22 protein-coding genes are annotated in these 26,212 nt (G+C 71.8%); 7 read left to right on the forward strand and 15 right to left on the reverse strand.

Going from position 1 to position 26,212, the window contains the following annotated elements:
- The first annotated feature begins 46 nt into the window (after nucleotides 1-46).
- Nucleotides 47-535, forward strand: coding sequence for a hypothetical protein (locus ACIP2X_RS35290; RefSeq protein ID WP_401681549.1), 489 nt, complete (start codon nucleotides 47-49; stop codon nucleotides 533-535).
- Between the two features lie 87 nt (nucleotides 536-622).
- On the opposite strand, the gene ppc is transcribed toward ACIP2X_RS35290, so the two are convergent.
- Entirely contained in the window at nucleotides 623-3,367 is a 2,745-nt protein-coding gene (gene ppc / locus ACIP2X_RS35295; RefSeq protein WP_401681552.1) for a phosphoenolpyruvate carboxylase, read from the reverse strand.
- A 315-nt stretch (nucleotides 3,368-3,682) separates the two neighbouring features.
- Here ppc and ACIP2X_RS35300 point away from each other — a divergent pair, with 315 nt between their 5' ends.
- Nucleotides 3,683-4,702, forward strand: a complete 1,020-nt coding sequence (locus ACIP2X_RS35300) for an acyl-CoA desaturase (protein ID WP_401681555.1) — start codon at nucleotides 3,683-3,685, stop codon at nucleotides 4,700-4,702.
- Nucleotides 4,699-5,373 (forward strand): TetR family transcriptional regulator, encoded by a 675-nt coding sequence (locus ACIP2X_RS35305; RefSeq protein WP_401681558.1) that lies wholly within the window; start codon nucleotides 4,699-4,701, stop codon nucleotides 5,371-5,373. The genes ACIP2X_RS35300 and ACIP2X_RS35305 overlap by 4 nt, the downstream gene beginning before the upstream one ends.
- A 30-nt stretch (nucleotides 5,374-5,403) precedes the next feature.
- Here ACIP2X_RS35305 and ACIP2X_RS35310 read toward each other — a convergent pair whose 3' ends face one another.
- Complete coding sequence (locus tag ACIP2X_RS35310) at nucleotides 5,404-6,204, reverse strand: trans-aconitate 2-methyltransferase (RefSeq protein WP_401681560.1); 801 nt, start codon at nucleotides 6,202-6,204, stop codon at nucleotides 5,404-5,406.
- Nucleotides 6,205-6,276: 72 nt separating this feature from the next.
- Between ACIP2X_RS35310 and tamR the strand changes: the two genes are divergently transcribed.
- Complete coding sequence (tamR, locus tag ACIP2X_RS35315; protein ID WP_210588285.1) at nucleotides 6,277-6,774, forward strand: MarR family transcriptional regulator TamR; 498 nt, start codon at nucleotides 6,277-6,279, stop codon at nucleotides 6,772-6,774.
- 344 nt (nucleotides 6,775-7,118) lie between these two features.
- On the opposite strand, the gene ACIP2X_RS35320 is transcribed toward tamR, so the two are convergent.
- On the reverse strand, nucleotides 7,119-7,889 hold the full coding sequence (locus ACIP2X_RS35320) for a LuxR C-terminal-related transcriptional regulator (RefSeq protein WP_401681564.1): 771 nt from the start codon (nucleotides 7,887-7,889) through the stop codon (nucleotides 7,119-7,121).
- Nucleotides 7,890-8,187: 298 nt separating this feature from the next.
- On the opposite strand from ACIP2X_RS35320, the gene ACIP2X_RS35325 reads away from it, so the two are divergent.
- Nucleotides 8,188-8,649: a GNAT family N-acetyltransferase gene (locus ACIP2X_RS35325; RefSeq protein WP_401681567.1), complete on the forward strand. Its 462-nt coding sequence runs from the start codon at nucleotides 8,188-8,190 to the stop codon at nucleotides 8,647-8,649.
- Between the two features lie 10 nt (nucleotides 8,650-8,659).
- Here the strand turns inward: ACIP2X_RS35325 and galK are convergent, their stop codons facing one another.
- From galK to galT, 3 genes are read right to left on the reverse strand one after another with little or no spacing between them, the layout of a single operon-like run.
- Entirely contained in the window at nucleotides 8,660-9,832 is a 1,173-nt protein-coding gene (gene galK, locus ACIP2X_RS35330) for a galactokinase (protein WP_401681569.1), read from the reverse strand.
- Nucleotides 9,833-9,860: 28 nt separating this feature from the next.
- On the reverse strand, nucleotides 9,861-10,823 hold the full coding sequence (galE, locus tag ACIP2X_RS35335) for a UDP-glucose 4-epimerase GalE (protein WP_401681572.1): 963 nt from the start codon (nucleotides 10,821-10,823) through the stop codon (nucleotides 9,861-9,863).
- Nucleotides 10,820-11,881, reverse strand: a complete 1,062-nt coding sequence (gene galT, locus ACIP2X_RS35340) for a galactose-1-phosphate uridylyltransferase (RefSeq protein WP_401681575.1) — start codon at nucleotides 11,879-11,881, stop codon at nucleotides 10,820-10,822. The genes galE and galT overlap by 4 nt, the downstream gene beginning before the upstream one ends.
- A gap of 178 nt (nucleotides 11,882-12,059) precedes the next feature.
- On the opposite strand from galT, the gene ACIP2X_RS35345 reads away from it, so the two are divergent.
- Together ACIP2X_RS35345 and ACIP2X_RS35350 are read left to right on the forward strand one after the other, a co-directional pair.
- Nucleotides 12,060-13,739 (forward strand): sodium:solute symporter family protein, encoded by a 1,680-nt coding sequence (locus tag ACIP2X_RS35345; RefSeq protein WP_401681578.1) that lies wholly within the window; start codon nucleotides 12,060-12,062, stop codon nucleotides 13,737-13,739.
- Between the two features lie 19 nt (nucleotides 13,740-13,758).
- Nucleotides 13,759-14,070: a hypothetical protein gene (locus ACIP2X_RS35350; protein ID WP_401681581.1), complete on the forward strand. Its 312-nt coding sequence runs from the start codon at nucleotides 13,759-13,761 to the stop codon at nucleotides 14,068-14,070.
- Nucleotides 14,071-14,557: 487 nt separating this feature from the next.
- On the opposite strand, the gene ACIP2X_RS35355 is transcribed toward ACIP2X_RS35350, so the two are convergent.
- The 9 genes from ACIP2X_RS35355 to ACIP2X_RS35395 all read right to left on the reverse strand — a co-directional run bounded on the left by ACIP2X_RS35355 (nucleotide 14,558) and on the right by ACIP2X_RS35395 (nucleotide 26,186).
- Nucleotides 14,558-15,244 carry a LuxR C-terminal-related transcriptional regulator gene (locus ACIP2X_RS35355; protein WP_401681583.1) on the reverse strand — a complete coding sequence of 229 codons (687 nt, stop codon included), beginning with the start codon at nucleotides 15,242-15,244 and terminating at the stop codon, nucleotides 14,558-14,560.
- A gap of 314 nt (nucleotides 15,245-15,558) precedes the next feature.
- Nucleotides 15,559-17,442 (reverse strand): PQQ-binding-like beta-propeller repeat protein, encoded by a 1,884-nt coding sequence (locus tag ACIP2X_RS35360; protein WP_401681585.1) that lies wholly within the window; start codon nucleotides 17,440-17,442, stop codon nucleotides 15,559-15,561.
- Nucleotides 17,443-17,491: 49 nt separating this feature from the next.
- Complete coding sequence (locus ACIP2X_RS35365) at nucleotides 17,492-19,297, reverse strand: PQQ-binding-like beta-propeller repeat protein (protein WP_401681587.1); 1,806 nt, start codon at nucleotides 19,295-19,297, stop codon at nucleotides 17,492-17,494.
- A gap of 250 nt (nucleotides 19,298-19,547) precedes the next feature.
- Complete coding sequence (locus tag ACIP2X_RS35370) at nucleotides 19,548-21,353, reverse strand: ABC-F family ATP-binding cassette domain-containing protein (RefSeq protein ID WP_401681590.1); 1,806 nt, start codon at nucleotides 21,351-21,353, stop codon at nucleotides 19,548-19,550.
- An 82-nt stretch (nucleotides 21,354-21,435) separates the two neighbouring features.
- Nucleotides 21,436-22,335 (reverse strand): 4-(cytidine 5'-diphospho)-2-C-methyl-D-erythritol kinase, encoded by a 900-nt coding sequence (locus ACIP2X_RS35375; protein ID WP_401681593.1) that lies wholly within the window; start codon nucleotides 22,333-22,335, stop codon nucleotides 21,436-21,438.
- Nucleotides 22,332-23,231: a 16S rRNA (adenine(1518)-N(6)/adenine(1519)-N(6))-dimethyltransferase RsmA gene (gene rsmA, locus ACIP2X_RS35380; RefSeq protein WP_401681596.1), complete on the reverse strand. Its 900-nt coding sequence runs from the start codon at nucleotides 23,229-23,231 to the stop codon at nucleotides 22,332-22,334. Before rsmA ends, ACIP2X_RS35375 begins: the two co-directional genes overlap by 4 nt.
- A 31-nt stretch (nucleotides 23,232-23,262) precedes the next feature.
- Nucleotides 23,263-24,741 (reverse strand): ubiquitin-like domain-containing protein, encoded by a 1,479-nt coding sequence (locus tag ACIP2X_RS35385; RefSeq protein WP_401681598.1) that lies wholly within the window; start codon nucleotides 24,739-24,741, stop codon nucleotides 23,263-23,265.
- A gap of 94 nt (nucleotides 24,742-24,835) precedes the next feature.
- The gene (locus tag ACIP2X_RS35390; RefSeq protein WP_401681601.1) at nucleotides 24,836-25,735 is read right to left on the reverse strand and encodes a TatD family hydrolase; all 900 of its coding nucleotides are present in this window, start codon (nucleotides 25,733-25,735) and stop codon (nucleotides 24,836-24,838) included.
- Nucleotides 25,736-25,772: 37 nt separating this feature from the next.
- Nucleotides 25,773-26,186 (reverse strand): hypothetical protein, encoded by a 414-nt coding sequence (locus ACIP2X_RS35395; protein ID WP_401681604.1) that lies wholly within the window; start codon nucleotides 26,184-26,186, stop codon nucleotides 25,773-25,775.
- Nucleotides 26,187-26,212 lie beyond the last annotated feature (26 nt).

Below are 26,212 nucleotides of genomic sequence, written 5' to 3' on the forward strand. Positions count from 1 at the left end.
CCACCTCGGTTGACTGACCGTGCAGGCATGGCCAAGGATCGCGGCCATGCCTTCTGCCGTCGTCTCCAGTCAGGGCGTGTCCGTCGCGCTGCGGTTCGGGCGGCTCGCGGCGATGGGTCTCGTCGCGGCGCTGATCCTGATCGCCGGGGTGTGGGCGTCCTGGAGCACCGCCCAGTACGTGATGCTCACCAAGGGCCGGGAGAGCGGGACGATCAAGGTGACCGGCTGCGCCGGCGCCACCTGCTCCGGCCCGTACACCCCGATCTCCGCGGGCTCGCGGGCCCGTGACCGGGTCGTCATCGAGAAGACCGCCGCCGTGCGGGACGGGCAGACCTACACCGTGGTGATGAAGCCGGGCGGCGGCGAGGTCGTGCGGTCCGGGCCCGCGGGGGTGCTGTACTCCTGGGTGCCGCTGGGCGGCGCGCTGTTGCTCGGCTCCGTCGTGGTCGCGGGCGGCCTGGGACGGATACGGACGGCCTGGGTGATGGCCGGCTCGGGGCTGGCGCTGATCACCGCGACGTACGTCGTCGTGTAGGGGCCGGGACCGGACGCGGGTGTGCCCCCGTGCTCACGAGGAGCACGGGGGCACACCCATGTCGGGGCACCGCTGTGCCGGCGGGCCTCAGCCCGTGTTGCGCAGGCCGGCCGCCACGCCGTTCACGGTCAGGAGCAGGGCCCGCGCGAGCAGCGGGTCCGGCTCGGCGCCCGTGGCGGCGGCGTCGCGCTGCCGCTTGAGGAGGGCGACCTGGAGGTAGGAGATCGGGTCGAGGTAGGCGTCGCGGATGGTGAAGGTCTGCTTCAGCACCGGCTGGGCGTCGAGGAGTTCGTCCCCGCCGGTGATCCGCAGGATCTCGGCGACGGTGAGGGCGTGCTCGGCGCGGATGGTGTCGAAGACGTGCTTCAGCTCGTCCGGGACGAGGGTGTCGACGTAGTGGCCGGCGATCCGCAGGTCGGTCTTGGCCAGCGTCATCTCGACGTTGGAGACGAAGTTGCGGAAGAAGTGCCACTGCCCGTACATCTCGTCGAGCACGGTGTCTCCTTCCTGCCGCAGGCCCGACTCGCGCAGCGCCTTCAGGCCGGAGCCGACGCCGAACCAGCCGGGGACGATCTGCCGGGACTGGGTCCAGCCGAACACCCACGGGATGGCCCGCAGCCCGTCCAGGCCCGCGCCCGAGTCCGGGCGGCGCGACGGCCGCGAGCCGAGGTGCAGGTCGGCGAGCTGGTCGACGGGGGTGGAGGCGAAGAAGTACGAGGGCAGGTCCGGGTCCTCGACCAGCCTGCGGTACGCCGCGTGCGCCGCGTCGCTGACCACGTCCATCGCGGCGTCCCAGCGGGCGAGGGCCTCCACGGACTGGCGGGGCGCGGTGTGCAGGGCGGAGGCCTGGAGGGTCGCGGCGACCGTCAGTTCCAGGTTCTCCCTGGCCAGGGACGGGATCAGGTACTTGTCGGAGATGACCTCGCCCTGCTCGGTCACCTTGATCTCGCCCTCCAGGGTGCCCCAGGGCTGGGCGAGGATCGCGTCGTGCGTGGGGCCGCCGCCGCGGCCGACGGTGCCGCCGCGGCCGTGGAAGAGCCGCAGTCGTACGCCGTACCGGTGGGCGACGTCGCGCAGGCGCCGCTGCGCCCGGTGGATCTCCCACTGGGAGGTCGTGATGCCGCCGAACTTCGAGGAGTCCGAGTATCCGAGCATGACCTCCTGGACGTCACCGCGCAGGGCGACCAGGCGCCGGTAGGAGGGGTCGGCGAGCATGTCCTCCAGGATCGTGTCGGCGGCCTTCAGCTCGTCGGTGGTCTCCAGCAGCGGCACGATGCCGATCTTGGCCCAGCCGGCGTGCAGGTCGACCAAGCCGGCCTCGCGCGCGAGGACAGCGGCGGCGAAGACGTCGTCGGCGCCCTGGCACATCGAGATGATGTACGACTCGATGACCTCGGGCCCGAAGACCTGGAGGGCCCGCTTGACGGTCCGGAAGACGCCGAGGGTCTTGGCGCCGGCCGCGTCGACGGGGGCCGGGGTCGGGGCCAGCGGGCGCCTTGAGCGGAGTTCCTTGGCGAGCAGCTTCGTGCGGTAGTCGCGCGGCATGTCGGCGTACCGCCACGACTCCTCGCCGAGCCGGTCGAAGAGCTGGCCGAGCGCGTGGTGATGAGCGTCCGCGTGCTCGCGCACGTCCATGGTGGCGAGCTGCAGGCCGAAGGCGGACAGCGTGCGGATGGTGCGGTCCAGGCGGCCGTCGGCGAACAGGCCGCCGCGGTGGGCGCGCAGGGAGGCCTGGATCAGCTTGAGGTCGTGGAGGAGCTCGCCGGTGCCGAGGTAGTCGCGGCCGGACTGGTGCGGGGTGCCCTTGGCGAGGCGCTGCTTGGTGTTCTCCAGCTTCTGCCGGATGCAGGTGGCCTTGAGGCGGTAGGGCTCCTCGGCGTTGAGGCGCTTGTAGCGGGGGCTGATCTCGGGCAGCTGCTCGAGGTCGGCCTGGAGGGATTCGAGGAGTTCCTCGGTGGCGCCCGTGTAGCGGATGGAGTTCGACAGGAAGCCGCGGAGCTCGTCGATCATCTCCAGGGCGTCGTTGATGCCGTGCTCGTGCTGGAGGATCAGCACCTCCCAGGTGACCTCGGGGGTCACGTTGGGGTTGCCGTCGCGGTCGCCGCCGATCCAGGTGCCGAAGGTGACGGGGCGGGTGTCGTCGGGCAGCTTGACGCCGACGCGCTCCAGCTCCGCCGTCAGGTCCTCCAGGACGTCCCCGACGGCGCCGGCGTGCAGCTCGTCGAGGTAGTAGATCGCGTTGCGGGCCTCGTCGGCCGGTTCGGGGCGCACGACGCGCAGCTCGTCGGTCTGCCAGACGAGGTCGATGTTCTCGGCCAGCCGGATGTCCTGGCGGCGGCGGTCGGACTCGATGACCGGGGTCTCCAGAAGCTTGGCGATGCGCCGCAGCTTGTTGAGGACCGAACGGCGGGCGGCTTCCGTGGGGTGAGCCGTGAACACCGGACGAACATTGAGATGGCGGACGGTCTCGCGCAGGTGCTCGGGATCGGCGTCCTTCAGCCGGTCGGCGGTGCGGGACAGGAGTCCGCCCTCGGCGGCGCGGCGGGCCCGCAGCTCGCGGCCCCGGTGCACCTGCTCGGTGACGTTCGCCAGGTGGAAATAGGTGGAGAAGGCGCGGACCAGTTTGGCCGCGGTCTCCAGTTCGGTGCCGCGCAGCAGCTCGGCGGCGGCCTCGCCGTCCTCCCGGGTGAGGCGGCGTACCCGTTCGACGAGTTCCAGCAGCTCAGGGCCCTCCTGGCGGACGAGGGTCTCCCCGAGGAGGTCGCCGAGCCGGCGGATGTCCGCGCGCAGCTCGCTGCTGGTCGTCGTGGTCTGGTCGTCGGCACTGCTCACAGGTGCGGCTCCTTGCAGTGTTGAAGCTCGTCTGAAGCTCGTGTGGGCGGGAACCCGGTGACCGTCGCACGGCGGGAGCCGTATTACGGGCCGGACTTCCGGGGAAGGAATCAGAGCGGACCGCGCTGTCCGACCGACTCCCAGGATAGGTGTCGGCCGGGACGCGCAGGATCACGGGCTCTTGCCGCCGCGGGACGCGCTGCCATACTTACGACGCCGTAGGTTACGGAGCCGTAGGAATGTCTCGCCCCGAGTCGTACGCGGTACCCACAGCCCGGCACCTGCCTCAATCCACGACCCCACAGGGGACGCCCCATGACCTCGAGTTCCGATGTGATCGACGACGCCCCGAAGTCGACCTCACAGGACACCGCCGATTCCCTTCCGCCCGCCACGCTCGGCGGCGACCGCAAGGGCTCCGTCGAGCAGGGCGCGCTCCTGCTCTTCATCGTCGTCCCGTTCCTCGCGATCCTCGCGGCCGTGCCGCTGGCGTGGGGCTGGGGAGTGAGCTGGCTGGACCTGGGTCTGCTGGTCTTCTTCTACTTTCTCGGCTGCCACGGCATCACGATCGGTTTCCACCGGCACTTCACCCACAGTTCGTTCAAGGCCAAGCGGCCCCTGAAGATCGCGCTGGCGATCGCCGGGTCGCTGGCGGTCGAGGGTCCCCTGGTGCGCTGGGTGGCCGACCATCGCAAGCATCACCAGTTCTCCGACGCGGAGGGTGACCCGCACTCGCCGTGGCGGTACGGCGAGACGCTCCCCGCGCTGATGAAGGGCCTGTGGTGGGCGCACATCGGATGGATGTTCGACGAGGAGCGCACGCCGCAGGACAAGTACGCCCCGGACCTGATCAAGGACCGGACGCTGCGGGCGATCTCCCGGCAGTTCATCCTGTGGACGCTGCTGTCCCTGGCGCTGCCCGCGCTGATCGGCGGCCTGGTGACGATGTCGTGGTGGGGGGCGTTCACCGGGTTCTTCTGGGGCTCGCTCGTCCGGGTGGCGCTGCTGCACCACGTGACCTGGTCGATCAACTCGATCTGCCACGCGGTGGGCAAGCGGCCGTTCAAGTCGCGGGACCGCTCGGGCAACGTGTGGTGGTTGGCGATCCTGTCCTGCGGTGAGTCCTGGCACAACCTGCACCACGCCGACCCGACCTCGGCGCGGCACGGTGTGGAGCGCGGCCAGATCGACTCCTCCGCCCGGCTGATCCGCTGGTTCGAGCTCGCCGGGTGGGCGTACGACGTGCGCTGGCCGTCACGCTCGCGTATCGATTCCCGCCGTCAGGACCGTGAAGGCGGTTCCCGGCGCGGGGCGGAGACCGCCGAGGCGGCATGATTGACGCCGTGGCGACCGACTCCAGCACCCCCAGCAACGACAAGCCGCGGCGGACGCGCCGTACCCGGATGACCGGTGCGGAGCGGCGCCAGCAGTTGCTGGAGATCGGTCGCACCCTCTTCGCCGCGAAGGGCTTCGAGGGCACGTCGGTGGAGGAGATCGCGGCGAAGGCCGGGGTGTCCAAGCCGGTGGTCTACGAGCACTTCGGCGGCAAGGAGGGGCTCTACGCGGTCGTCGTGGACCGTGAGATGCGCCGTCTGCTGGACATGGTGACCGGTTCGCTGACCGCGGGCCACCCGCGGGAACTGTGCGAGCAGGCGGCGTTCGCGTTGCTGGACTACATCGAGGAGTACACGGACGGCTTCCGCATCCTGGTGCGGGACTCCCCCATCCCCCAGTCCACGGGCTCCTTCGCCTCCCTGATCTCGGACATCGCCACCCAGGTGGAGGACATCCTGGGCCGCGAGTTCAAGAACCGCGGCTTCGACTCCAAACTGGCGCCCCTGTACGCCCAGGCCCTGGTCGGGATGGTCGCGCTGACCGGCCAGTGGTGGCTGGAGGTGCGCAAGCCGAAGAAGGCGGAAGTCGCGGCGCACCTGGTGAACCTGGCATGGCACGGCCTGGACGGCCTGGAGCAGAAGCCGCGGCTGATCGGCCACCGCAAGAGCTGAGGCCGCCACCGGCGGACCGGCGCCGACCTGCTACGTCTTCTTGTGGGCGACGGCGAAGATGCGGCGGAACGGGAACGGGGTGCCGTGGCTGCCTGACGGGTAGGCCTCGCGCAGCGCCGTGCGGTACTCGTCCTCGAAGGCGCGCGCCGCCGGCGGGTCGTCGGCGAGGGCGGTGAGGACGGGGCGCAGGCCGGTGCCCTTCACCCAGTCCAGGACCGGGTCCTCGCCGGTCAGGAGGTGGATGTACGTGGTCTCCCAGACGTCGGCGGCGCAGCCGAGGTCGGTGAGGCGTTCGAGGTAGGCCTCGGGGGTGAGGACGGCGTCGTCGTGCCGCAGGACGCCGGCCAGGCGGTCCGCCCAGCGCGGGGAGGCGGCCAGCTCGTGCATCAGGCGGTGGCTCGGGGCGGTGAAGTTGCCGGGGACCTGGAAGGCGAACGTCCCGCCCGGGACGAGCCCGGCGATCCAGTCGGCGAAGCGGTCCGCGTGCCCGGGGACCCACTGGAGCGTGGCGTTGCTGAGGATCAGGTCGTACGGCTCGTCGGGCGTCCAGGTGCGTACGTCGGCGTGGGCGAAGTCCAGGCGGTCGGTGCCGGCGTGCTCGGCGCGGGCGCGGCGGAGCATCTCCGGGGAGTTGTCGTAGCCGGTGACGCGGGCGGTCGGCCTGCGGGTGGCGAGGAGCGCGGTGAGGTGTCCGGGGCCGCAGCCGAGGTCGGCGACGCGGGGCGGGTCGGTCGGCGGGTCGGGGAGCTGGGCCAGGAGGTCCAGGAAGGGGCGGGCGCGGTGTCCTGCGTGCCGCAGGTACTGGGCAGGGTCCCAGGTGGGGTCGGCCATGCCTCCAGCTTGGCAAGTGGGTATCTCGACGTCAAGAGACTTCACGTCGACACAACCACTACACTGATCGCCATGGAGGACGAGGTCGATCGGCTGGTCGCAGCGTGGCGCCGGGAGCGCCCGGACCTCGACGTGGATCCGCTCGAGGTGCTCAGCCGGGTGAGCCGGCTGGCCCGGCACCTGGACCGGGCGCGTCGGCTGGCCTTCTCCGAGCACAGTCTGGAGCCGTGGGAGTTCGACGTCCTGACGGCGTTGCGCCGGGCGGGGACGCCGTATCAGTTGTCGCCGGGGCAGTTGCTGACCCAGACCTTGGTCACCTCGGGCACGATGACCAACCGTATCGACCGGCTCGCCAAGAAGGGGCTGGTGGAGCGGTTGCCCGATCCCAGTGACCGGCGGGGTGTGCTGGTGCGGCTCACCGACGAGGGGCGGGATCGGGCGGATCAGGCGCTGGCGGGGCTGCTTGATCAGGAGCGGGCGATTCTTGCGGAGTTGTCGCGGGCGCAGCGGGCGGAACTGGCGGCGCTGTTGCGCCAGCTGACGGCGCCGTTCGACAACATTCCCGGTTAGGTCGTCCGTCGTCGGTCGTCCGCGGGCCGGGGGTGGCCGGTCGCGCAGTTCCCCGCGCCCCTGAGGTCGGATGCTCAGCCGCCAACCATCACGCGCCCCCGGCCCGGCGCAAAGCCCTCCCCCGTCAGCCGTCCGCAGCTCCCGGGTGGCCGGTCGCGCAGTTCCCCGCGCCCCTGAGGTCGGATGCTCAGCCGCCAACCATCACGCGCCCCCGGCCCGGCGCAGAGCCCTCCCCCGACAGCCGTCCGCAGGTCCCGGGTCGCGCAGTTCCCCGCGCCCCTGAGGTCGGACGCTCAGCCGCCAACCATCACGCGCCCTGAGGTCGGACGCCCGGCCGCGAACCGTCAGGCGCTGTTGCTTTCCTCTGTGGGGATTCTGGGTGTCGGGCCCAGGTCGGCCGGGCCCACGCCTGCTCGGCGGGCCAGGGCGACGGCGGCGAGGGTGGAGTGGACGCCGAGTTTGCCGAGGACGTTCTGCATATGGGTGCGTACGGTGTGCGGGGAGAGGTAGAGGCGCTCGGCGACGGCCTTGCGGCCGAGGCCCGCGACCATGCAGCGCAGCACCTCCCGCTCGCGCGGGGTCAGCGACTCCACCAGCCGTTCGCTCTCGGTGCGGTGCCTGCGGGCCGCGGTCAGCTCGCGCAGCACCCCGGTGAGCAGGGCGGGCGGCAGATGCGTCTCGTCACGCAGCACGCCCCGGATGACGGTGAGCAGCCGCGACAGCGAGCAGTCCTTGGCGACCCAGCCGCTCGCGCCGGCCTGCAGGGCGAGCGCCGCCCGCCGGGGATCGTCCTTCTCGGCGAGCACCACCACCCGCACCGCGGGCTGCGCGACCCGGACCCCCGCGACCAGGGAGATCCCGTCCACGACCCCTTCGCCGCCGTCCTGCACGGGCAGGGCGGACCGTATCCCGGGCGCGGTGCCGCCCAGATCGGCGTCTACGAGCAGCACGTCGAAGCGGCGCCCTTCGGCGGCCGCGCGCTCCAGGCTGCGTACCGCGGCGGGACCGCTGCCCGCCGCGGAGACCTCGACGTCCGGTTCGGCGGCGAGTGCCGCCGCCAGGGACTCGGCGAAGATGCGGTGGTCGTCGACGACCAAGACTCGGATGCGTACCACGAAACCCCCTTCCCCGAGCTCTGGAAGAGCAGGGGAACGCCCATCGACGGGAGCCGGTGACCGGTGCGGGCACGACGCCCGAAGCAGTCCTGGGTTGGTGTCCGAGCCGTTCCCCCAGGACGGGGTCGCCGCAGCCGCACGGCCGCCGCCGTGCAGAAACTGCTACCCCCACTTCGGGCGTCGTACCCGACTTGTCTCGCCCCCTGAACAGCACCGGCCCCCACCGGTGCTTTCATCAGAGTACGGACAGGGCGCAGGAGCGGAAGGCAATTTGCAGAACTGGCCGTCCGGCGCGTTTATGGTGAGCCGCATGTTTCGTATTGAGACAGAAGTCGACAGGGCCCGGCGCGATCTTCTCCGTTCGCGGCTCCGCGACACCAATGCGGCAGCCTCACCCGTCCTGCACGCCCTGCGCGGAACTCCCGCCGCACGCGAAGCCCCCCTGCACGTCTGGGCGTTGGACACGTCCGGCGAGCTGGCCGGCGGACTGGTCGGGCACACCTGGGCGAGCTGGCTGCACGTGACGTACCTCTGGGTCGACGGCCGCCACCGGGGCAGCGGCCTGGGCTCGCGCCTGCTGACGCAGGCGGAGCACACCGCGCGCGCGGAGCGGCGCTGCACCGCCGCCCGCGTGGAGACCTGGGACTTCCAGGCCCCGGACTTCTACCGCAGACACGGGTACGAGGTGGTCGGCACGGTCCCCGACTACCCGCCCGGCATCACGGAGTTCACGCTGACCAAGGGCCTGCGGACCGGCTGACGCGACCGCCCTACCGCAGCCGCCGCGCCCCCGGCGAGGGCACCGCCTCGAACACCCGGGGCGCCGTGAATCCCGCCGCCGCGAACGCCTCCGCCACCGCCTTGGTGACGCCTTCGACGTCGGCCACCTCCGCGAGCACGATCGCCGAGCCTCCGAAGCCGCCGCCCGTCATCCGGGCACCGAGCGCGCCGGCCGACAGGGCGGTGTCGACGACCAGGTCCAGCTCCGGGCAGGAGATGCGGAAGTCGTCGCGCAGGGAGGCGTGGCCCTCGGTGAGGACCGGGCCGATCGCCCTGGTCCCGCCCGACTCCAGCAGGGAGACGACGCGTTCGACGCGCTCGTCCTCGGTGACCACGTGCCGCACCAGCCGGCGCACCTCCTCGTCGTCGCCGAGGCGCTCCAGCGCCGCGTCCAGTCCGTCGTAGGGGATGTCGCGCAGGGCGTCGACGCCCAGCAGGGCGGCGCCCTTCTCGCAGCCGGCGCGGCGCTTGCCGTACTCGCCGGTGCTGTGCTCGTGCTTGACCCGGGTGTCGACGACCAGCAGGCGCATGCCCTCGGCGGCGAGGTCGAAGGGGATCTGGCGCTGGGAGAGGTCGCGGGTGTCGAGGAACAGGGCGTGGCCGGCGGTGCAGCAGGCGGAGGCCGTCTGGTCCATGATCCCGACGGGGGCGCCGACGTAGACGTTCTCGGCGCGCTGGCACAGGCGGGCCAGCTGCCAGCCCTTCAGGCCGAGTTCGTACAGGTCGTTCAGGGCCAGGGCGACCACCACCTCCAGCGCCGCCGACGACGACAGGCCCGCGCCCGCCGGGACCGTGGAGGCCAGGTGGATGTCCGCGCCGGTCACCTCGTGGCCCCCGGCGCGCAGCGCCCAGACGACGCCGGCCGGGTACGCCGTCCAGTTCCGGTCCGACTCCGGCTCCAGGGCGTCCACGCGCAGTTCGGCCACACCGCCCTCGACGTCCGCCGAGTGCAGCCGCAGTACGCCGTCGGTGCGCCGGGAGACCGCGGCGACCGCGGTGTGCGGCAGCGCGAACGGCATCACGAAACCGTCGTTGTAGTCGGTGTGCTCACCGATGAGGTTGACCCGCCCCGGCGCCGCCCACACGCCCTGCGGATCGGCCCCGTACAGCTCACGGAACCGCCCGGCGACCGCCTCGGCGACCGTCTCTCCAGCCTCGCTCATGCCCTGACCCCTGACCTTCCCTACGTTGCTACTTGCCGCGCCGCTGCGCGAACTCCCAGGCGTCCGCGACGATCGCGGCGAGGTCCGCGCGGGTGGGGTTCCAGCCGAGCCGCTCGCGGGCGGTGCGCGCGGACGCCACCAGCACCGCCGGGTCGCCGCCCCGGCGCGGGGCCACGACCTCGGGGATCGGGTGGCCGGTGACCTTGCGGACGGTCTCGACGACCTCGCGGACGGAGAAGCCGTTGCCGTTGCCGAGGTTGCAGATCAGGTGCTCGCCGGGGACGGCGGCGCCGACGGCCAGCAGGTGCGCCTCGGCGAGGTCCGCGACGTGGATGTAGTCACGGACGCAGGTGCCGTCCGGCGTCGGGTAGTCGTCGCCGTAGACGGAGATGGCGTCGCGCCGGCCCAGAGCCACCTGGAGGACCAGCGGGATGAGGTGCGACTCGGGGTCGTGGCGTTCGCCGAACTCGCCGTAGGCGCCCGCGACGTTGAAGTAGCGCAGCGACACCGCGCCGAGGCCGTGCGCCGTCGCCTCACCGGTGATCATGTGGTCGACGGCGAGCTTGGAGGCGCCGTAGGGGTTGGTCGGCGCGGCCGGCGCGGACTCGACGATCGGGATGTCCCGCGGCTCGCCGTAGGTGGCGGCCGTGGAGGAGAAGACCAGCTTGCGCACCCCGGCCGCCCGCATGGCCGCGAGCAGCGCCATGGTGCCGCCGACGTTGTTGTCCCAGTACTTCTCGGGCTTCACGACGGACTCGCCGACCTGGGAGAAGGCGGCGAAGTGGAGCACCGCGTCGAACGAGGAGTCGAGCCACTTCGCGGCGTCGCGGATGTCGCCCTCGACGAAGGACGCACCGGCGGGCACGCCCTCGCGGAATCCGGTGGACAGGTTGTCGAGGACGACGACCTCGTGGCCCGCCTCCAGCAGATGCTGGGCGACCACACTGCCCACGTATCCCGCTCCCCCGGTGACCAGGTACTTCCCGCTCATGAACTAGCTACCTCTCGCAGTCGCTCGGCCGCGTGCTCCGGCGGCACGTCGTTGATGAACACGCTCATGCCGGATTCGGAACCCGCGAGAAACTTCAGCTTGCCGGAAGTTCGGCGAATGGTGAAAAGCTCCAGGTGAAGTGCGAAGTCGTCACGGCTGACGCCCGCGAACTCCACCAGCTGGCCGAACGGCGCCTGGTGCCAGGCGGCGATGTACGGCGTCGGAGGCTCACCCTCGCCGAAGATCCGGTCGAAGCGCCTCAAGAGTTCCAGATAGACCTGAGGGAATTCCGAGCGCGCCGCCTCGTCCAGCGCGAGCAGATCGGGCACCCGGCGCCGCGGGTACAGGTGGACCTCGTAGGGCCAGTGCGCGGCGTACGGCACGAAGGCCACCCAGTGTTCACCCTCAAGGACGACGCGCTCACCGGCGAGCTCGCGCTCGACGACGGCGTCGAAGAGGTTCTCGCCGCCCGTGGCCTCCTGGTGTGCCGCGAGGGACCGCAACATCAGAGCGGTGCGGGGGGTGGTGAAGGGGTAGGCGTAGATCTGCCCGTGCGGGTGACCCAGTGTCACACCGATCTCCGCACCCCGGTTCTCGAAACAGAAGACCTGCTCGACGGAGGGCAGATGGGACAGCTCCGACGTACGGTCGGTCCACGCGTCCAGGACGAGCCGCGCCTGCTCCTCGCCCAGGCCGGCGAAGGACGCGTCGTGGTCGGAGGTGAAGCAGACCACCTCGCAGCGGCCGGAGTCGCCGGCCAGCGAGGGGAAGCGGTTCTCGAAGACCACCACGTCGTACGACGAGTCCGGGATCTCGCTCAGCCGCTCGCCCCGCGAAGGGCACAGCGGGCACTGGTCGGCGGGCGGGTGGTAGGTGCGGCCCTGGCGGTGCGAGGCGATCGCGACCGAGTCGCCGAGCAGGTCGTCGCGGCGGATCTCGGAGGTCGTCACGGTCCGCTCCAGCGGGCGGTGGTCGACCGCGTCCCGGACGGCGTCGTCCCGCAGGTCGTAGTAGATGAGCTCGCGGCCGTCCGCCAGCCGGGTCGAGGTCTTCTTCACCGCGGACTCCTCAGTCACGCCACCCAATCAATCAACATAACCAAACACACTAGAACACAACTCATCACAGACAGTCAACATCACAATCAAACAAAGCTCGACATCGGACGTGTTCAATTAACGAACGCCCCGACGTAGGTTTCGCACCGGATCAGTTCACGCAACGAAGCGAGTGCGTATGGAAACCCCCACATATCTCTCAGCCGAGCTACGGCTCCCCACCAACTGGCTCGACTACACGATCCTCGGCATCTACTTCGTGGTCGTCCTCGGCATCGGCTTCGCCGCCCGCCGGTCGGTCAGGACCAGCCTCGACTTCTTCCTGTCCGGACGCTCCCTGCCCGCCTGGGTCACCGGTCTCGCGTTCATCGCGGCCAACCTGGGTGCCACCGAGATCCTCGGCATGGCCGCCAACAGCGCGCAGTACGGCGTCTACACGACCCACTGGTACTGGATCGGCGCCATCCCGGCCATGGTCTTCCTGGGCCTGGTGATGATGCCGTTCTACTACGGCTCCAAGGTCCGCTCGGTCCCCGAGTTCCTCCTGCTCCGCTTCGACAAGGGGGCGCACCTGCTCAGTTCGATCCTGTTCGCCTTCGCGGCGATCCTGATCGCGGGCGTCAACCTCTACGCGCTCGCCATCGTCGTGGAGGCGCTGCTCGGCTGGCCGGAATGGGTGGCGATCGTCGTCGCGGGCTTCTTCGTGCTCGCCTACATCACCCTCGGCGGTCTCTCCTCGGCGATCTACAACGAGGTCCTGCAGTTCTTCGTGATCCTCGCCGCGCTGATCCCGATCACGATCCTCGGCCTGAAGAAGGCCGGCGGCTGGGACGGCCTGTCCGACACCCTCACCTCCCGCTACGGCGACGACTTCGTGACCTCATGGGGCGGCACGGGCATCGGCGATCCCAACCCGCTCGGCGCGAACTGGCTCACCATCGTGCTGGGTCTCGGCTTCGTCCTCTCCTTCGGCTACTGGACGACGAACTTCGCCGAGGTCCAGCGCGCGCTGTCGGCCAAGAACCTCTCCGCGGCCCAGCGCACCCCGCTGATCGCCGCGTTCCCGAAGATCTTCATCGTCTTCCTGGTGATGATCCCGGGCCTGGTCGCCGCCGCGCTGATCCCGCAGTTCGGCACCCCCGAGTCGGGCTACCAGTACAACGACGCGATCCCCTACCTGATGCAGGACCTGCTCCCCAACGGCGTCCTCGGCATCGCGGTGACCGGCCTGCTGGCGGCCTTCATGGCCGGTATGGCGGCCAACGTGTCCTCGTTCAACACGGTGTTCACGAACGACATCTGGGCCAAGTACGTGAAGCGGGGCCAGGAGGACACCTACTACGTGCGCTTCGGCCGCCTCATCACGGCGATCGGCGTCCTCGCCTCCGTGGGCACGGCGTTCCTGGCGGCGTCCTTCTCGAACATCATGGCGTACCTCCAGACGCTGTTCTCCTTCTTCAACGTCCCGATGTTCGTCGTCTTCATCATCGGCATGTTCTGGAAGCGCGCGTCGATGAAGTCGGGCTTCTGGGGACTTCTGGCGGGCACCACGGCGGCGATGGTCAACTACTTCGTCATCTACAAGCAGGGCATCATCGACATCCCCTCCGACCAGGGCGCCAACTTCGTCTCCGCGATCGCGGGCTTCGTGGCCGGCGCGGTGGTCATGGTGGCGGTCTCCCTGTTCACCGCCCCCAAGCCCGAGCGCGAACTCCAGGGCCTCGTCTACGGCACCCGCTCGCCCGGCATGGCGGAGCCGCCCGCGAAGGGCGACGACGCCTGGTACCGCAGGCCGGCACTGCTCGGCTGGGGCGCGGTGATCCTGGCTGCCGCCTGCTACATCCCGTTCTCGTTCTGACCGAAGGATCTGAGAAACCATGTCGGAGCAACCCGACCGCCCCGAACAAGACGTCCAGCGGGAGGTCACCGAACTGGAGGGCAAGTCCGCGACGGCGGCCCGCCTCTTCGACATCCGCCGCATCATCGGCGGCCTGTTCGTCCTCTACGGCGTCATCGTCACGATCACCGGCCTCACCGACGACAAGGCCGCGATCGACAAGGCCGAGGGCATCAACATCAACCTCTGGACCGGCCTCGGCATGCTGCTGCTGGGCCTCTTCTTCCTGACCTGGCTGAAACTCCGCCCCACGGCCCCCCCACCCCCACCCCAATCCCCCGACACCCCCTGACCACCCCACCCCCGCCCCCAGGGGCGGGGGCCCACGGCAGGGCTGCCGTGCCCGCACCTCGGCCGCACGCAGCCGCAGCCGCCCGCGGCGCGTAGGAACCGGCTAGCTCAGGCATCGGCCACAGGCAGCCGCACCCAGCCACGGCGGGAGGAGCTGTGCCATGCCCGGCGTAGGCGCCAACGGCGCAAAAAAGGCGCCTCGCTCCGGCGTCGGGCGCACGGCGACGCCCGCAGGCGCAGCCGCCCACAGCGCGAAGGGACTGGCCAGCTCAGGCGTCAGTCGTACGGCGCGGCAGCCGCCCGCGGCGGGAAGGGGGTGGGTCGGGGGGTGTCCGCCCGCAGCGGTTGGCGCGTCAACACGGGTGAGTTGGTAAGTGACCGATTCCGCGCCGTTCCGAGGACGGACACCCCCCGACCCACCCTCGACGAGACAAGCACCCGCCGCGCGCCGGCAACCCCCACCGGACGAGCACAGGCGCCGCAGGCATTCAGCCTTCGCCGCGCTCCGGCAGCGGACCCGCCCGGTCCAGCAAGCCGGTGCGGGCCGCCAGGGCCGCCGCCTCCAGCCGCGACCCCACGCCGAGCTTCATCAGGACGCGCTGCACATGCGTGCGCGCGGTGGACGGCGCGATGCCCATCCCCGCCGCGATCAGCCGCGTGTCCTCCCCGTCCGCGACCCGCACCAGCACCTCCACCTCCCTCGGCGTCAGCATCTGCAACAGCCGCTGCCCCTCGTCGTCCGGCTGCGCCGCGGGATTCAACAGCTCACTGAACGCCCCCTGCAACAACTGCGGCGCCACCGCCGCCTCCCCCGCCCGCGCCTTCATGATCGCCCGCTCCACCCCCTCGATGCGCTCGTCGTGCCGCACATACCCGGACGCCCCCGCGGCGAACGCCGCCGCGATCCCGCGGGGACTCGGCACCGGCCCGAGCACCAGCACCGCCACCTGCCCCCGCTCCCGCTTGATCCGCAGCAGGGGATCGAACGCCCCCGCCTCGGCCGGCGTGGCCGTCCCCCACAGACACACCTCCGGCGCCCGCGCGATCACCAGATCCGCCGCCCCCACGGCCGGCGCCGCCGCGGCCAGCACCCGGTGCCCCCGCAACTTCAACGCCGAGGCCAGCGCCTCGGCGAGCAACCGGTGGTCGTCGACCACCATCAGCCGCACTCCCATCGAGCAACCCCCCAGTCCCCCCAATGGACGCCCACTATGGATGCCCAATGGTCCCCACGGACAGACCCGGAACACACACGGAACCCATGAAGTCCCGCCCCCCGGACGACAGCCCCCCGGCATCGACGCCCGTCATGCCCCCGGAAGCTACACGCTTGTTCGACGTCGCGCTGCCGCTACCCGCGAGAAGTGCCCCGGATCGCCGAAAATCCCCTCATTCGAGGGGTGTTGAGCCCCCGGCGCACGCACGGCGCGCGTGCGGCCCCGCCCCTGAGCAGGGACGGGGCCGCACACCACCGCGGGAGACCGGAACCTCAGCCGTCCACGCCGAACGCGATCGCGAGGTACTCCTCCCCGCTCGCGGTCGACCCGCTGACGTACACCTCGGACATGTACAGCCGCCCCTGCGCGTACAGGACTTCGCCGTACTGCGGCGCCTTGCCGGACTCCACGTCCCGCACCGCGTCGGTACCCGGGTTCTCCATCAGCTTGACCTGCTTGAAGCTGCCGCCGTCGATGCTGACGATCTGCCCACCCTTGTCGTAGGGCCCGCTCTTGTACGCGATCACGTTCCCGCCGTCCATCCGCAGCGGCGTCATCGTGTACCCGTCCCCGGCGTCCGCCCGCTGCCCGGTCTGCTTCCCCGAGGCCAGGTCGAACACGACGACCGAGTTCATCCGCCCGTAGTCACCGGTGCTGTCCTGCTCCTCCGTGGGCACGTACAGCCGGTCGTTGCCGACCGCGAGCCCCGTGCAGTCCTCGACCCGCGAGATCCCGTCGCAGTCGGCCGCGTAGGAGTCCCCCGGCGCCGAGATCCGCGCCCGCAGCTTGCCCGTCTTGTTGTCGACGGAGAAGAAGTCCGAGATGCCGCTGCCGTCCCCGGCGGAGTCACCCACGTCGGCCGCCACCACCAGCGGCTCGGTCGAGACGACGCTGGCGTACTCGATGCCCTTGGCCATCTTGTACTCGGAGATCACCTTCCCGGACTTCGGGTCGATGGTCTGGATGTGCAGCTCCCGCGCCTCGTACTGACCGCACTTGCGCACCGCGACCAGCTTGGCCCCGCCGCCGTACCCGGCGTCGTAGCAGGTGTCCCCGGGCTTCGGCGACCACAGCGACTTGCCGGTGGCGATGTCGAACGCGGCGCCGCCGCTCGTGCTGCCCACGGCGACCGTGCTCGCGCTCACGGTGACGTTGTCGAAGTTGATCGGCTGGTCACCGGAGTTGGCGGTCTTCGTCCACAGCTTCTTGCCCGCGTTCAGGTCGATCGCGGCGACCTGGCTGCACCCCTCGGAGGAGTTCTTCGCAGGCATCCGGGGCTGGAAGACGACGGCCGTCCGCCCGTCCGCGGTGGCGTGCTCGGTGGCCTCGCAGACCGGCCCGGGCAGCGGGATCGTCCACAGCTCGGTGCCCTTGTCCCGGTCGTAGCCGACGATCTCGGCGACACCGGCCTTGGCGTACACCGTGTCGGTGAGCCAGGAACCGGAGACGACCACGGAGTCGTCCTTGTCCACCTTGGGCGCCGGAACCTGGAACAGCACCTTGGAGTTGGGGTCGGCCGGCACCTTCTCGGAGCCCTTGGACGAGCCCTCGTCCGCGCCGCCCTTCCCGTCGCCCTTGCCCCCGCTGGAGCTGGCGGTGTCGTCCTTGCCGCCGTCGGCGGACGACTTCGAGTACCAGACGCCACCGCCGATGATCAGCGCGATCGCCACGACGGCGGCCACGATGATGGCCACCTGCGCGTTGCGCCCTCCGCCACCGGCCGGCCGGCCCGGCTGCGGGTGCATCGGCACGGTCGGCTGCGCGTAGGCGGGGCCGGGCTGCGCGTACGGGTTCTGCTGCGGCGCCCCGGGATAGCCGTGTCCGGGCCCGCCCTGCGGCGGCTGCGGAGGGGTCGGCGGACCCTGCGGATAGCCGTACCCGGGCTGCGGCTGCGGCGGCTGCGGGTATCCGTAACCGGGCGGCTGCTGCGGCGGCGTGGGCTGCTGCCCGGCCGGAGGCTGCGGCGGCGTGGGCGGCCCGGCGGGAGGCTGCGGCGCTCCGAAGGCGGGCGGCTGCTGCGGCGCCTGCCCCTGAGGCTGGGCCGGAGGCTGAGGCTGGGCCGGAGGCTGAGGCTGAGCCGGAGGCTGGGACGGGGACGAGCCGGACCCACCCCCCTGCGGGGGCTGGTGGGGCGGCGGAGGCGGCGGCTGTGTCATGACGTGGGTACCTCGGGGAGACGGGGACGGAACGAGTCGTGGGGGCGCGTCACTTGCCGTAGGCGAGCATCAGCTTCTCCTTGGCCTCGTCCGCGCCGGACAGCCTGGTCGTGGAGATGTAGAAGCGGCCGTCCACCCAGGCGACGTCCCGGGAGAAGAAGCTGCCCTCGACCTCCGCCGCGCCGGTGGGGTTCCTCAGCAGGTCGGTCGGCACATGGCTGCTGCCGGTCGTCGGCACGGAGACGATCCGCCCGCCCGCGTCGTACGACGGCTGGACGTAGGCGATGAGCTTTCCGCCCTCGACCTGGAGCGGCAGCATCGACTCCTCCGCGGGGGACTTCACCCGCCACTTCTCCTTGCCGGTGGCCAGGTTGACGGCGACGATCTCGTTCGCGCCGCCACTGGCCTCCGTGGGCAGGTAGAGCGTGTCGGCGTCGGCCGCGACGCCCTCGCAGCCGGTCAGGTCGCGCTGGAGGACGGACCAGCCGCACTCGGGCGCGAAGCTCTCGTCGATCTTCACCTGGGAGCGGAACCCGCCCTTGGCGTCGAGCGTCGAGATGTTCCAGGCGTCCTTGTCCTCGTTGGTGCTGTAGATCACCAGCGGGTCGAGGGAGTAGGCGCGCATGACCCGCCAGCCCTTGTCGAAGGCCCGGGTCCACTTGACCTTGCCGGTCCTCGGGTCCAGTTCCTGGATCTCGTCGTGCTGGTTGTCGGTCGCCGCGCCGCAGGAGGCGACCGAGATCAGCCGCTCCCCGCCCGCGAAGGCGCTCGGGAAGCAGGAGTCGCCGTACTTCTTCTTGTCGAAGAGCTTCTTGCCGGTCCGGACGTCGTAGGCCGTGCCGGACTGCGAGCGGCCCACCATCAACGTGTTGCCGGCCAGGCTGAGTTCGACACTGAGCGCGCTGTCGAAGAGCGCGCCGTCCGCGACCTCGCCGCTCCAGCCCTTCTCGCCCGTGTTGAGGTCGATCAGCTGGATCTGGTTGCACTTGGCGCGGTCGCTGGCGCCGCTCATGTACGCCACGACGATCTTGTCGTCGGCCGTCTTCCCCGAGGTGACCGAGCAGATCTCCTGCGGGAAGGTGATCGTGTCCCACGTGGGGTTGCCGTCGCCGACGTCATAGGCGACGAGTTCCTTGTACGCCGCCTTCACCGCCGTCTTGTCGGTGACCCACATGCCGGGGGCGTCGGCGCCCGAACCGGGGGCGTCGGGTGCCTCCTTGTACCAGAGCACCTTCGCCTCGCCCGCCTTGCGGCCCGCGTTGAGGTCGTCGGGGTCGGCGCCGCCGTCACCGCTGCCGTCGCCGGGGTTGACCGGGGCGTCGGAGGCGGAGGGCTTGGGGTCGTCGCTCTGCTGGGCGACCGGCTTCCTGTCGTCGTCGCCGCCACCGCTCGTCACGGCGTAGACCGTGCCGCCGATCAGCAGCAGCGCCGCCACCGCGGCACCGACGGCCAGCGCGGGCTTGCCACGGAAGGGGTTGCGCGAACCGGAACCGGGGGGCGTGCCGGGGGCACCCGGGTACTGGGGCTGCGGATAGCCGTAGCCGGGCTGCTGTCCGTAGGGGCCCGGCTGTTGCTGGGCATAGGGGCCCGGGGTGCCGTACGGGCCCGGCTGCTGCGGCTGCCCGTACGGACCGGGACCGGGCTGCTGCGGATAGCCGTAACCCGGCTGCGGCGGACCCTGCGGGGGCTGGGGCGGCTGCGCGGGCGGCGGGGGCGTGCCCTGCGACGGATCCTGCGGCGGGCCGAAACCACCGGACTGCCGCGGATCCTGCGGTGCGCCGAAGCCGCCGCCTGGCGGCTGGTCCTGTGGCGCGCCGAAGCCGCCACCCGGCGGCTGGTTGGGCGGCTGGGTCATCAGCGGTTCCCCCTTGTGACTGATGTGGCGCCGCGCCCCTGGCGCTGCGTTTCCGCCACACCCACGATTCTCAGACGGTTCTCAGACCGCCCATTTCTATCACCCGGGGCCCACGACGGACCGGGCCGGAACCACCCCTGTTCCCAAGGGAGCACCGGCCCGTGATGCCCTTGTTACGCGCCTTCACGCCCCCTTCACGCGACGCGCGCGCCCTGAGCGCAGCCACGGGAACGCGCCTGGGCGCCGGGACTCAGGCGTCCTCGGCCAGCTCCAGCCACCGCATCTCCAGCTCTTCCCGCTCCCCGGCCAACCCGCGCAGCTCGGCGTCCAGTTCGGCCACCTTCGCGAAGTCCGTGGCGTTGTCCGCGATCCGCGCGTGCAGCTTGGCCTCCCGTTCGGAGACCTTGTCCAACTGCCGCTCGATCTTCTGGAGTTCCTTCTTGGCCGCGCGCTGGTCGGCGGCGCTCCTCTCGGTGGCCTGCTTCACCGGCGCCGCCGGGGTGGCCGCAGCGACGGCCTCCTCCATCTTGCGGCGCCGCTCCAGGTACTCGTCGATCCCGCGCGGCAGCATCCGCAGCGTGCCGTCGCCGAGCAGGGCGAACACCCGGTCCGTGGTGCGCTCCACGAAGAACCGGTCGTGGGAGATCACGATCATCGAGCCCGGCCAGCCGTCGAGGACGTCCTCCAGCTGGGTCAGCGTCTCGATGTCGAGGTCGTTGGTGGGCTCGTCGAGGAAGAGCACGTTCGGCTCGTCCATCAGCAGCCTCAGCAGCTGAAGCCGGCGCCGCTCACCGCCGGAGAGGTCCCCGACGGGCGTCCACTGCTTCTCCTTGTTGAAGCCGAACGTCTCGCAGAGCTGCCCCGCGGTCATCTCGCGGCCCTTGCCGAGGTCGACGCGCTCGCGCACCTGCTGGACGGCCTCCAGGACCCGCAGGGCGGGGTTCAGCTCGGCGACCTCCTGGGAGAGGTAGGCGAGCTTGACCGTCCTGCCGACGGCGATACGGCCGGCCGCGGGCTGCGCCTCGCCCTCCGTGCGGGCCGCCTCGGCCATGGCCCGCAGCAGCGAGGTCTTCCCGGCGCCGTTGACGCCGACGAGGCCGATGCGGTCGCCCGGGCCGAGCTGCCAGGTGACGTGCTTGAGGAGCACCTTGGGACCGGCCTGGACGGTGATGTCCTCCAGGTCGAAGACGGTCTTGCCGAGCCGCGAGGACGCGAACTTCATCAGCTCGGAGCTGTCCCGGGGCGGCGGCACGTCCTTGATCAACTCGTTGGCCGCCTCGACACGGAAGCGCGGCTTGGAGGTCCGGGCGGGGGCGCCGCGGCGCAGCCAGGCCAGCTCCTTGCGGACGAGGTTCTGCCGCTTGACCTCCTCGGTGGCGGCGATCCGCTCGCGCTCGGCGCGGGCGAAGACGTAGTCGGAGTAGCCGCCGTCGTACTCGTGGACGTCACCGCGCTGCACGTCCCACATCCGGGTGCAGACCTGGTCCAGGAACCAGCGGTCGTGGGTGACGCAGACCAGCGCCGAGCGGCGCTCGCGCAGGTGCCGGGCGAGCCAGGCGATGCCCTCGACGTCGAGGTGGTTGGTGGGCTCGTCGAGGACGATCAGGTCCTGCTCGTCGATGAGCAGCTTGGCGAGCGCGATGCGGCGCCGCTCACCACCGGAGAGCGGGCCGATGACGGTGTCGAGGCCCTGCGGGAAGCCGGGCAGGTCGAGCCCGCCGAACAGGCCGGTGAGCACGTCGCGGACCTTGGCGTTGCCCGCCCACTCGTGGTCGGCCATGTCGCGGATGACCTCGTGGCGGACGGTGGCCGCGGGGTCGAGGGAGTCGTGCTGGGTGAGGACGCCCAGGCGCAGCCCGCCCGAGTGGGTGACGCGGCCGGTGTCGGCCTCCTCCAGGCGGGCCAGCATCCTGATGAGCGTGGTCTTGCCGTCGCCGTTGCGGCCGACGACGCCGATGCGGTCCCCTTCGGAGACGCCGAGGGAGATGCCGTCGAGGAGCGCCCGGGTGCCGTACACCTTGCTGACGTTCTCGACATTGACCAGGTTGACGGCCATTTCACTCCTGCTCGCGGGGATCGGTCAGCCTCCCAGCCTAGGCCCTGTCGTCAAACCGGCCGCGACCGCGGGTCGGGGCCGGTCAGCCGCCGAGCACCGTCGCGCCGGGTGCCGGGCCCGACGCCGTGCGCACCGTCCGGCAGGTGCCCGACGCGCTCAGGGCCTGCGCCACCTTCGCCGCGGACTCGGGGTCGCGGGCGAGGAAGGCGGTGGTCGGGCCGGAGCCCGAGACGAGCGCGGTGAGGGCGCCGGCGGCACGGCCCGCCGCCAGGGTGTCGGCCAGCGCGGGGAAGAGGGAGAGCGCGGCGGGCTGGAGGTCGTTGGAGACGGCGGCGGCGAGCGCGTCGGGGTCGCCCTTGGCGAGGGCGTCGAGGAGCTCCCGGGAGGCGACGGGCTCGGGGACCTCGGTGCCCTCGGCGAGCCGGTCGAACTCCCGGAAGACGGCCGGGGTGGACAGCCCGCGGCCGGCCATCGCGAAGACCCAGTGGAAGGTGCCGCCGACGTCGAGCGGCGTCAGCCGCTCGCCCCGGCCGGTGCCGAGCGCGGCCCCGCCGACCAGGCTGAACGGCACGTCGCTGCCCAGCTCGGCGCAGATGTCGAGGAGCTCGTCGCGGCCGGCGCCGGTGCCCCACAGCGCGTCGCAGGCGAGCAACGCGGCCGCGCCGTCCGCGCTGCCGCCCGCCATGCCGCCGGCGACGGGGATGTCCTTGACGATGTGCACGTGGACGTCGGGGCGGCGGCCGTGGCGCGCGGCGAGCGCCTCGGCGGCGCGGGCCGCGAGGTTCGTCCGGTCCAGGGGGACCTGGGCCGCGTCGGGTCCCTCGCAGGTGACGCGCAGTTCGTCGGCCGCGGTGACCGTGACCTCGTCGTACAGCCCGACGGCCAGGAAGACGTTGGCCAGGTCGTGGTAGCCGTCGGGGCGGGCGGCGCCGACCGCGAGCTGGACGTTGACCTTGGCGGGGACCCGGACCGTGACGCTCACATGCTCTCCTTCGGGGGCGCGGGATGCGCCTCGCGCGGCGACGCGGCCTCCGCGATGCGGGCGAACTCCTCGACCGTGAGGGACTCGCCGCGCGCCTGCGGCGAGACGCCCGCCGCGACGAGCGCCGCCTCGGCGGCCGCCGCGGAACCGGCCCATCCCGCGAGCGCGGCCCGCAGGGTCTTGCGGCGCTGGGCGAACGCCGCGTCGACGACGGCGAAGACCTCGCGCTGCGAGGCGGTAGTCGCGATCGGCTCCGCGCGCCGGGTGAGGGAGACGAGCCCGCTGTCCACGTTGGGCGCGGGCCAGAAGACGTTGCGGCCGATGGCACCGGCCCGCTTGACCTCGGCGAACCAGTTGGCCTTCACCGACGGCACGCCGTACACCTTCGAGCCGGGCGGCGCGGCCAGCCGGTCGGCGACCTCCGCCTGCACCATCACGAGGGTGCGCTCGATGGTCGGGAAGGTGTCGAGCATGTGCAGCAGGACCGGGACGGCCACGTTGTACGGCAGGTTCGCCACCAGGGCGGTCGGCGCGGGACCGGGCAGGTCGGTGACGCGCATCGCGTCGGAGTGCACCAGCGCGAACCGGTCGGCCCGCTCCGGCATGCGGGCCGCGACGGTGGCGGGCAGCGCGGCGGCCAGCACGTCGTCGATCTCGACCGCGGTGACCCGGTCCGCCACCTCCAGCAGCGCCAGGGTGAGCGAGCCGAGTCCGGGCCCGACCTCCACCACCACGTCGTCGGGCCTGACCTGGGCGGTGCGGACGATACGGCGGACGGTGTTCGCGTCGATGACGAAGTTCTGGCCGCGCTGCTTGGTGGGTCGTACGCCGAGGACTTCCGCCAGCTCACGGATGTCGGCGGGACCCAGGAGGGCGTCGGGGGTGGGGCTGCTCACGGCGACAGCCTATCCGTGGCCGCCGCCGCGGCTATCCGTGCAGTCGCGCCCCGCAGTGCGGCCAGGGTCCTGTGCCGCGCCGGGTGTACAGCTTCTTCGCGCGGTACGTCTGCTCTGCCGCCGGGGCGTCCTGGGGGCGGCCGCTGCCGCCGAGGCTGTGCCAGGTGCCGGTGTCGAACTGGTAGAGGCCGCCGTACGTCCCGGAGGGGTCCACGGCGCCCGGGTCGCCGCCGGACTCGCAGACGGCGAGGCCGTTCCAGTCGAGGTGGTCGGCGCCCTGGACCGAGGTGGGCATCGGCTTCGTGCCGACCTTCACGAGCCGCGCGGTCGGCTCGCGCACCAGCTCGGTCCTGATCCGGCGCGGCTTCTGCCGGACCCCGTTGACCGTGCGCAGGGAGTAGGTGACCCGGCGCAGCCCCGGCTCGCCCGCCTGCTCGACCACCTCCGTGCCCTGGAACACCGTGGGGTCCTCGACCCGCCGCACCTCGAAGGGGATCTCCTCCTCGCGGGTCTCCTTGCCGCCCGTGATCCGCAGCACGGTCACCGTCTGCCCGTCGCGCGGGAAGCTGTCCGGCGGGACGGAGGTGGTGTCCTGGCCGCGCAGGGTGACCCCGGCCGCCCGGACGGCCTCGCCGACGGTGGCGGCGTTGGTGCGGACGGTGCGGGCCCGGCCGTCGGCCATGACCGTGACGGACCTCTCGGTGCGCACGTCCAGGGCGAGACCGGCCCGTCCGATGGCCTGCGAGCGCGCGGCGGAGAGATACGCGCCCTCGGCCCGTACGCCGAGCTGCCGGAGCGCTCCCTCGACGGTCCGTGCCGTCGTCCACACCTCCTGCCGGTGTCCGTCGAGGGTGAGCCGGACGGGGCGGCCGTAGTGCACGGCGATCTCGTCGCCGTGGCCGATCTCGGCGCCCGGCGCGGGCGTGATCATGTCGTGCGCGCCGATCTCGACGCCCTCCTCGGCGAGCAGCTCACCGACGTCGTCGGCGAAGGTGTGCAGCTCGCGGGGCTCGCCGTCGACGGTCAGCTCGACGGCCTTGTCCTCGGCGACGAAGGCGGTGGTGCCGCCGGCGAGGAAGGCGACGACCAGCGCCCGCGGCAGCAGGCGGCGCACGGAGGTGTCCGGTCGGTCGCCGGACCGCCCCCTGCGCCGTCGCGCGGCCCGGCCGCCGGCCCCGGGGCGGCCGACGGGGCCGGTCGTCTCCGGCGTGCTCTGCCGGGGCACCAGCGACTCGGCCGTCTCGTACGCGGGGCGGTAGGTGTCCTCGGCCACGGCGCCGTACGGGTCGTACGGGGCGTAGGCGGCGTGGGTGGTGCCGTAGGGCAGCGTCGGCGCGCTGTGCACGTCCCACCCGTCGAGCCCGTCCGGCCCGTCGAACCCGTCGAACCCGTCGTGTTCGGGCGACGGGTCGTACGCCTCGAAGGGGCCGAGGGCGTCGAAGGGCTCGTACGGCGGGTGGGTCCCGTACGTCTCGTCCTGCGAGTACTGCGAGTACTGCGAGTTGCTCACGCCGACACGCTCCAGCAGCCGGAGGGGTCCAGAGGGGTCCGGATCGGGCCCCCAGAACCTAGCGGAGCGTTCGTCACTCTCCAAAGCGACGCGACTACTCAGGGTGGCGCGTCGGGGGTCGGTAACCGAAGGCGTGTGCGGTGTTCGCGCCGATCGCGGTGGCCAGGGCGTCCTCGCCGATGCCCCGCACGGCGGCCATCGCGCGCACCGTGACCGGAACGAGATACGGAGCGTTGGGCCGTCCGCGGTAGGGCGCGGGTGTCAGGAACGGCGCGTCCGTCTCCACCAGGACCAGCTCCAGCGGCGCCACGGCCAGCGCGTCCCGCAGGTTCTGGGCGTTCTTGAAGGTGATGTTGCCGGCGAAGGACATGTAGTACCCGGCGCGGGCGCACACCTCGGCCATCTCGGCGTCGCCGGAGTAGCAGTGGAACACCGTCCGCTCGGGCGCGCCCTCCTCCTTCAGGATGCGCAGCACGTCGGCGTGGGCGTCGCGGTCGTGGATGACCAGCGCCTTGCCGTGCCGCTTGGCGATCTCGATGTGCGCGCGGAAGGACCGCTCCTGCGCCGCCATGCCCTCGGGCCCGGTACGGAAGTGGTCCAGTCCCGTCTCGCCGACCGCCTTCACGTGGGGCAGCGCGGCCAGCCGGTCGATCTCGGCGAGCGCCTCGTCCAGCCCCGCGTCCCCGCCGGGCTCGCGGGCCCCCTGACGGGACCAGCCGTCGGGGTCGCCGTGCACGATGCGCGGGGCCTCGTTGGGGTGCAGCGCGACGGCCGCGTGCACGTTCTCGTACGCCGCCGCCGTATCGGCCGCCCACCGCGAACCGTTCACGTCGCAGCCGACCTGCACGACCGTCGTGACGCCGACCGACGCGGCCTTGGCGAGGCCCTCCTCCACGGTGCCGGACTGCATGTCGAGGTGCGTGTGCGAGTCGGCGACCGGTACCGCCAGGGGCGGCGGGAGCGGCGGTGCGGCGTTCCTGTCGGAGGTGGGCATGCCCCGATCGTACGAGAGAGGCATGCCCGGGATCAGGTCAGCCCGCCTTGCGCTGGAAGACGTGCAGCAGGTCGGACAGGTGCCAGTGATGCTGCTCGCCGTGCGCCCCGGGTTCGTCGGCCGGCCGCGGCACCGCGACCGGACCGGCCGCCGTCCCCGCGGACGGCTGCCGCAGCCCCGCCTCGCGCGCCGACGACACCTGACCGGCCCGCATGATCCGCACCAGGTGCCCGTCGCAGTTCTGACAGCCCGGCCGGCTCAGCGGCGACGGCACGATCCGCCCGTCGGCCACGTACAGGACGAACTCATGACCCTCGCCGTCGACGTGGTGCTCTATCTCGTACGACTGTTCCCACCCGTGCCCGCATCGCATGCAGGCGAACGAATACGACTCGTTGACCACGGCGGTCGCCCCGTTGCGAAGGCCGGTGTGCCCTGCGATCTCGCTCATGCCAGCTCCTGTCGTCCGCTGGGGGA

The organism is Streptomyces sp. NPDC089424, from assembly GCF_044749345.1.
GTDB lineage: Bacteria > Actinomycetota > Actinomycetes > Streptomycetales > Streptomycetaceae > Streptomyces.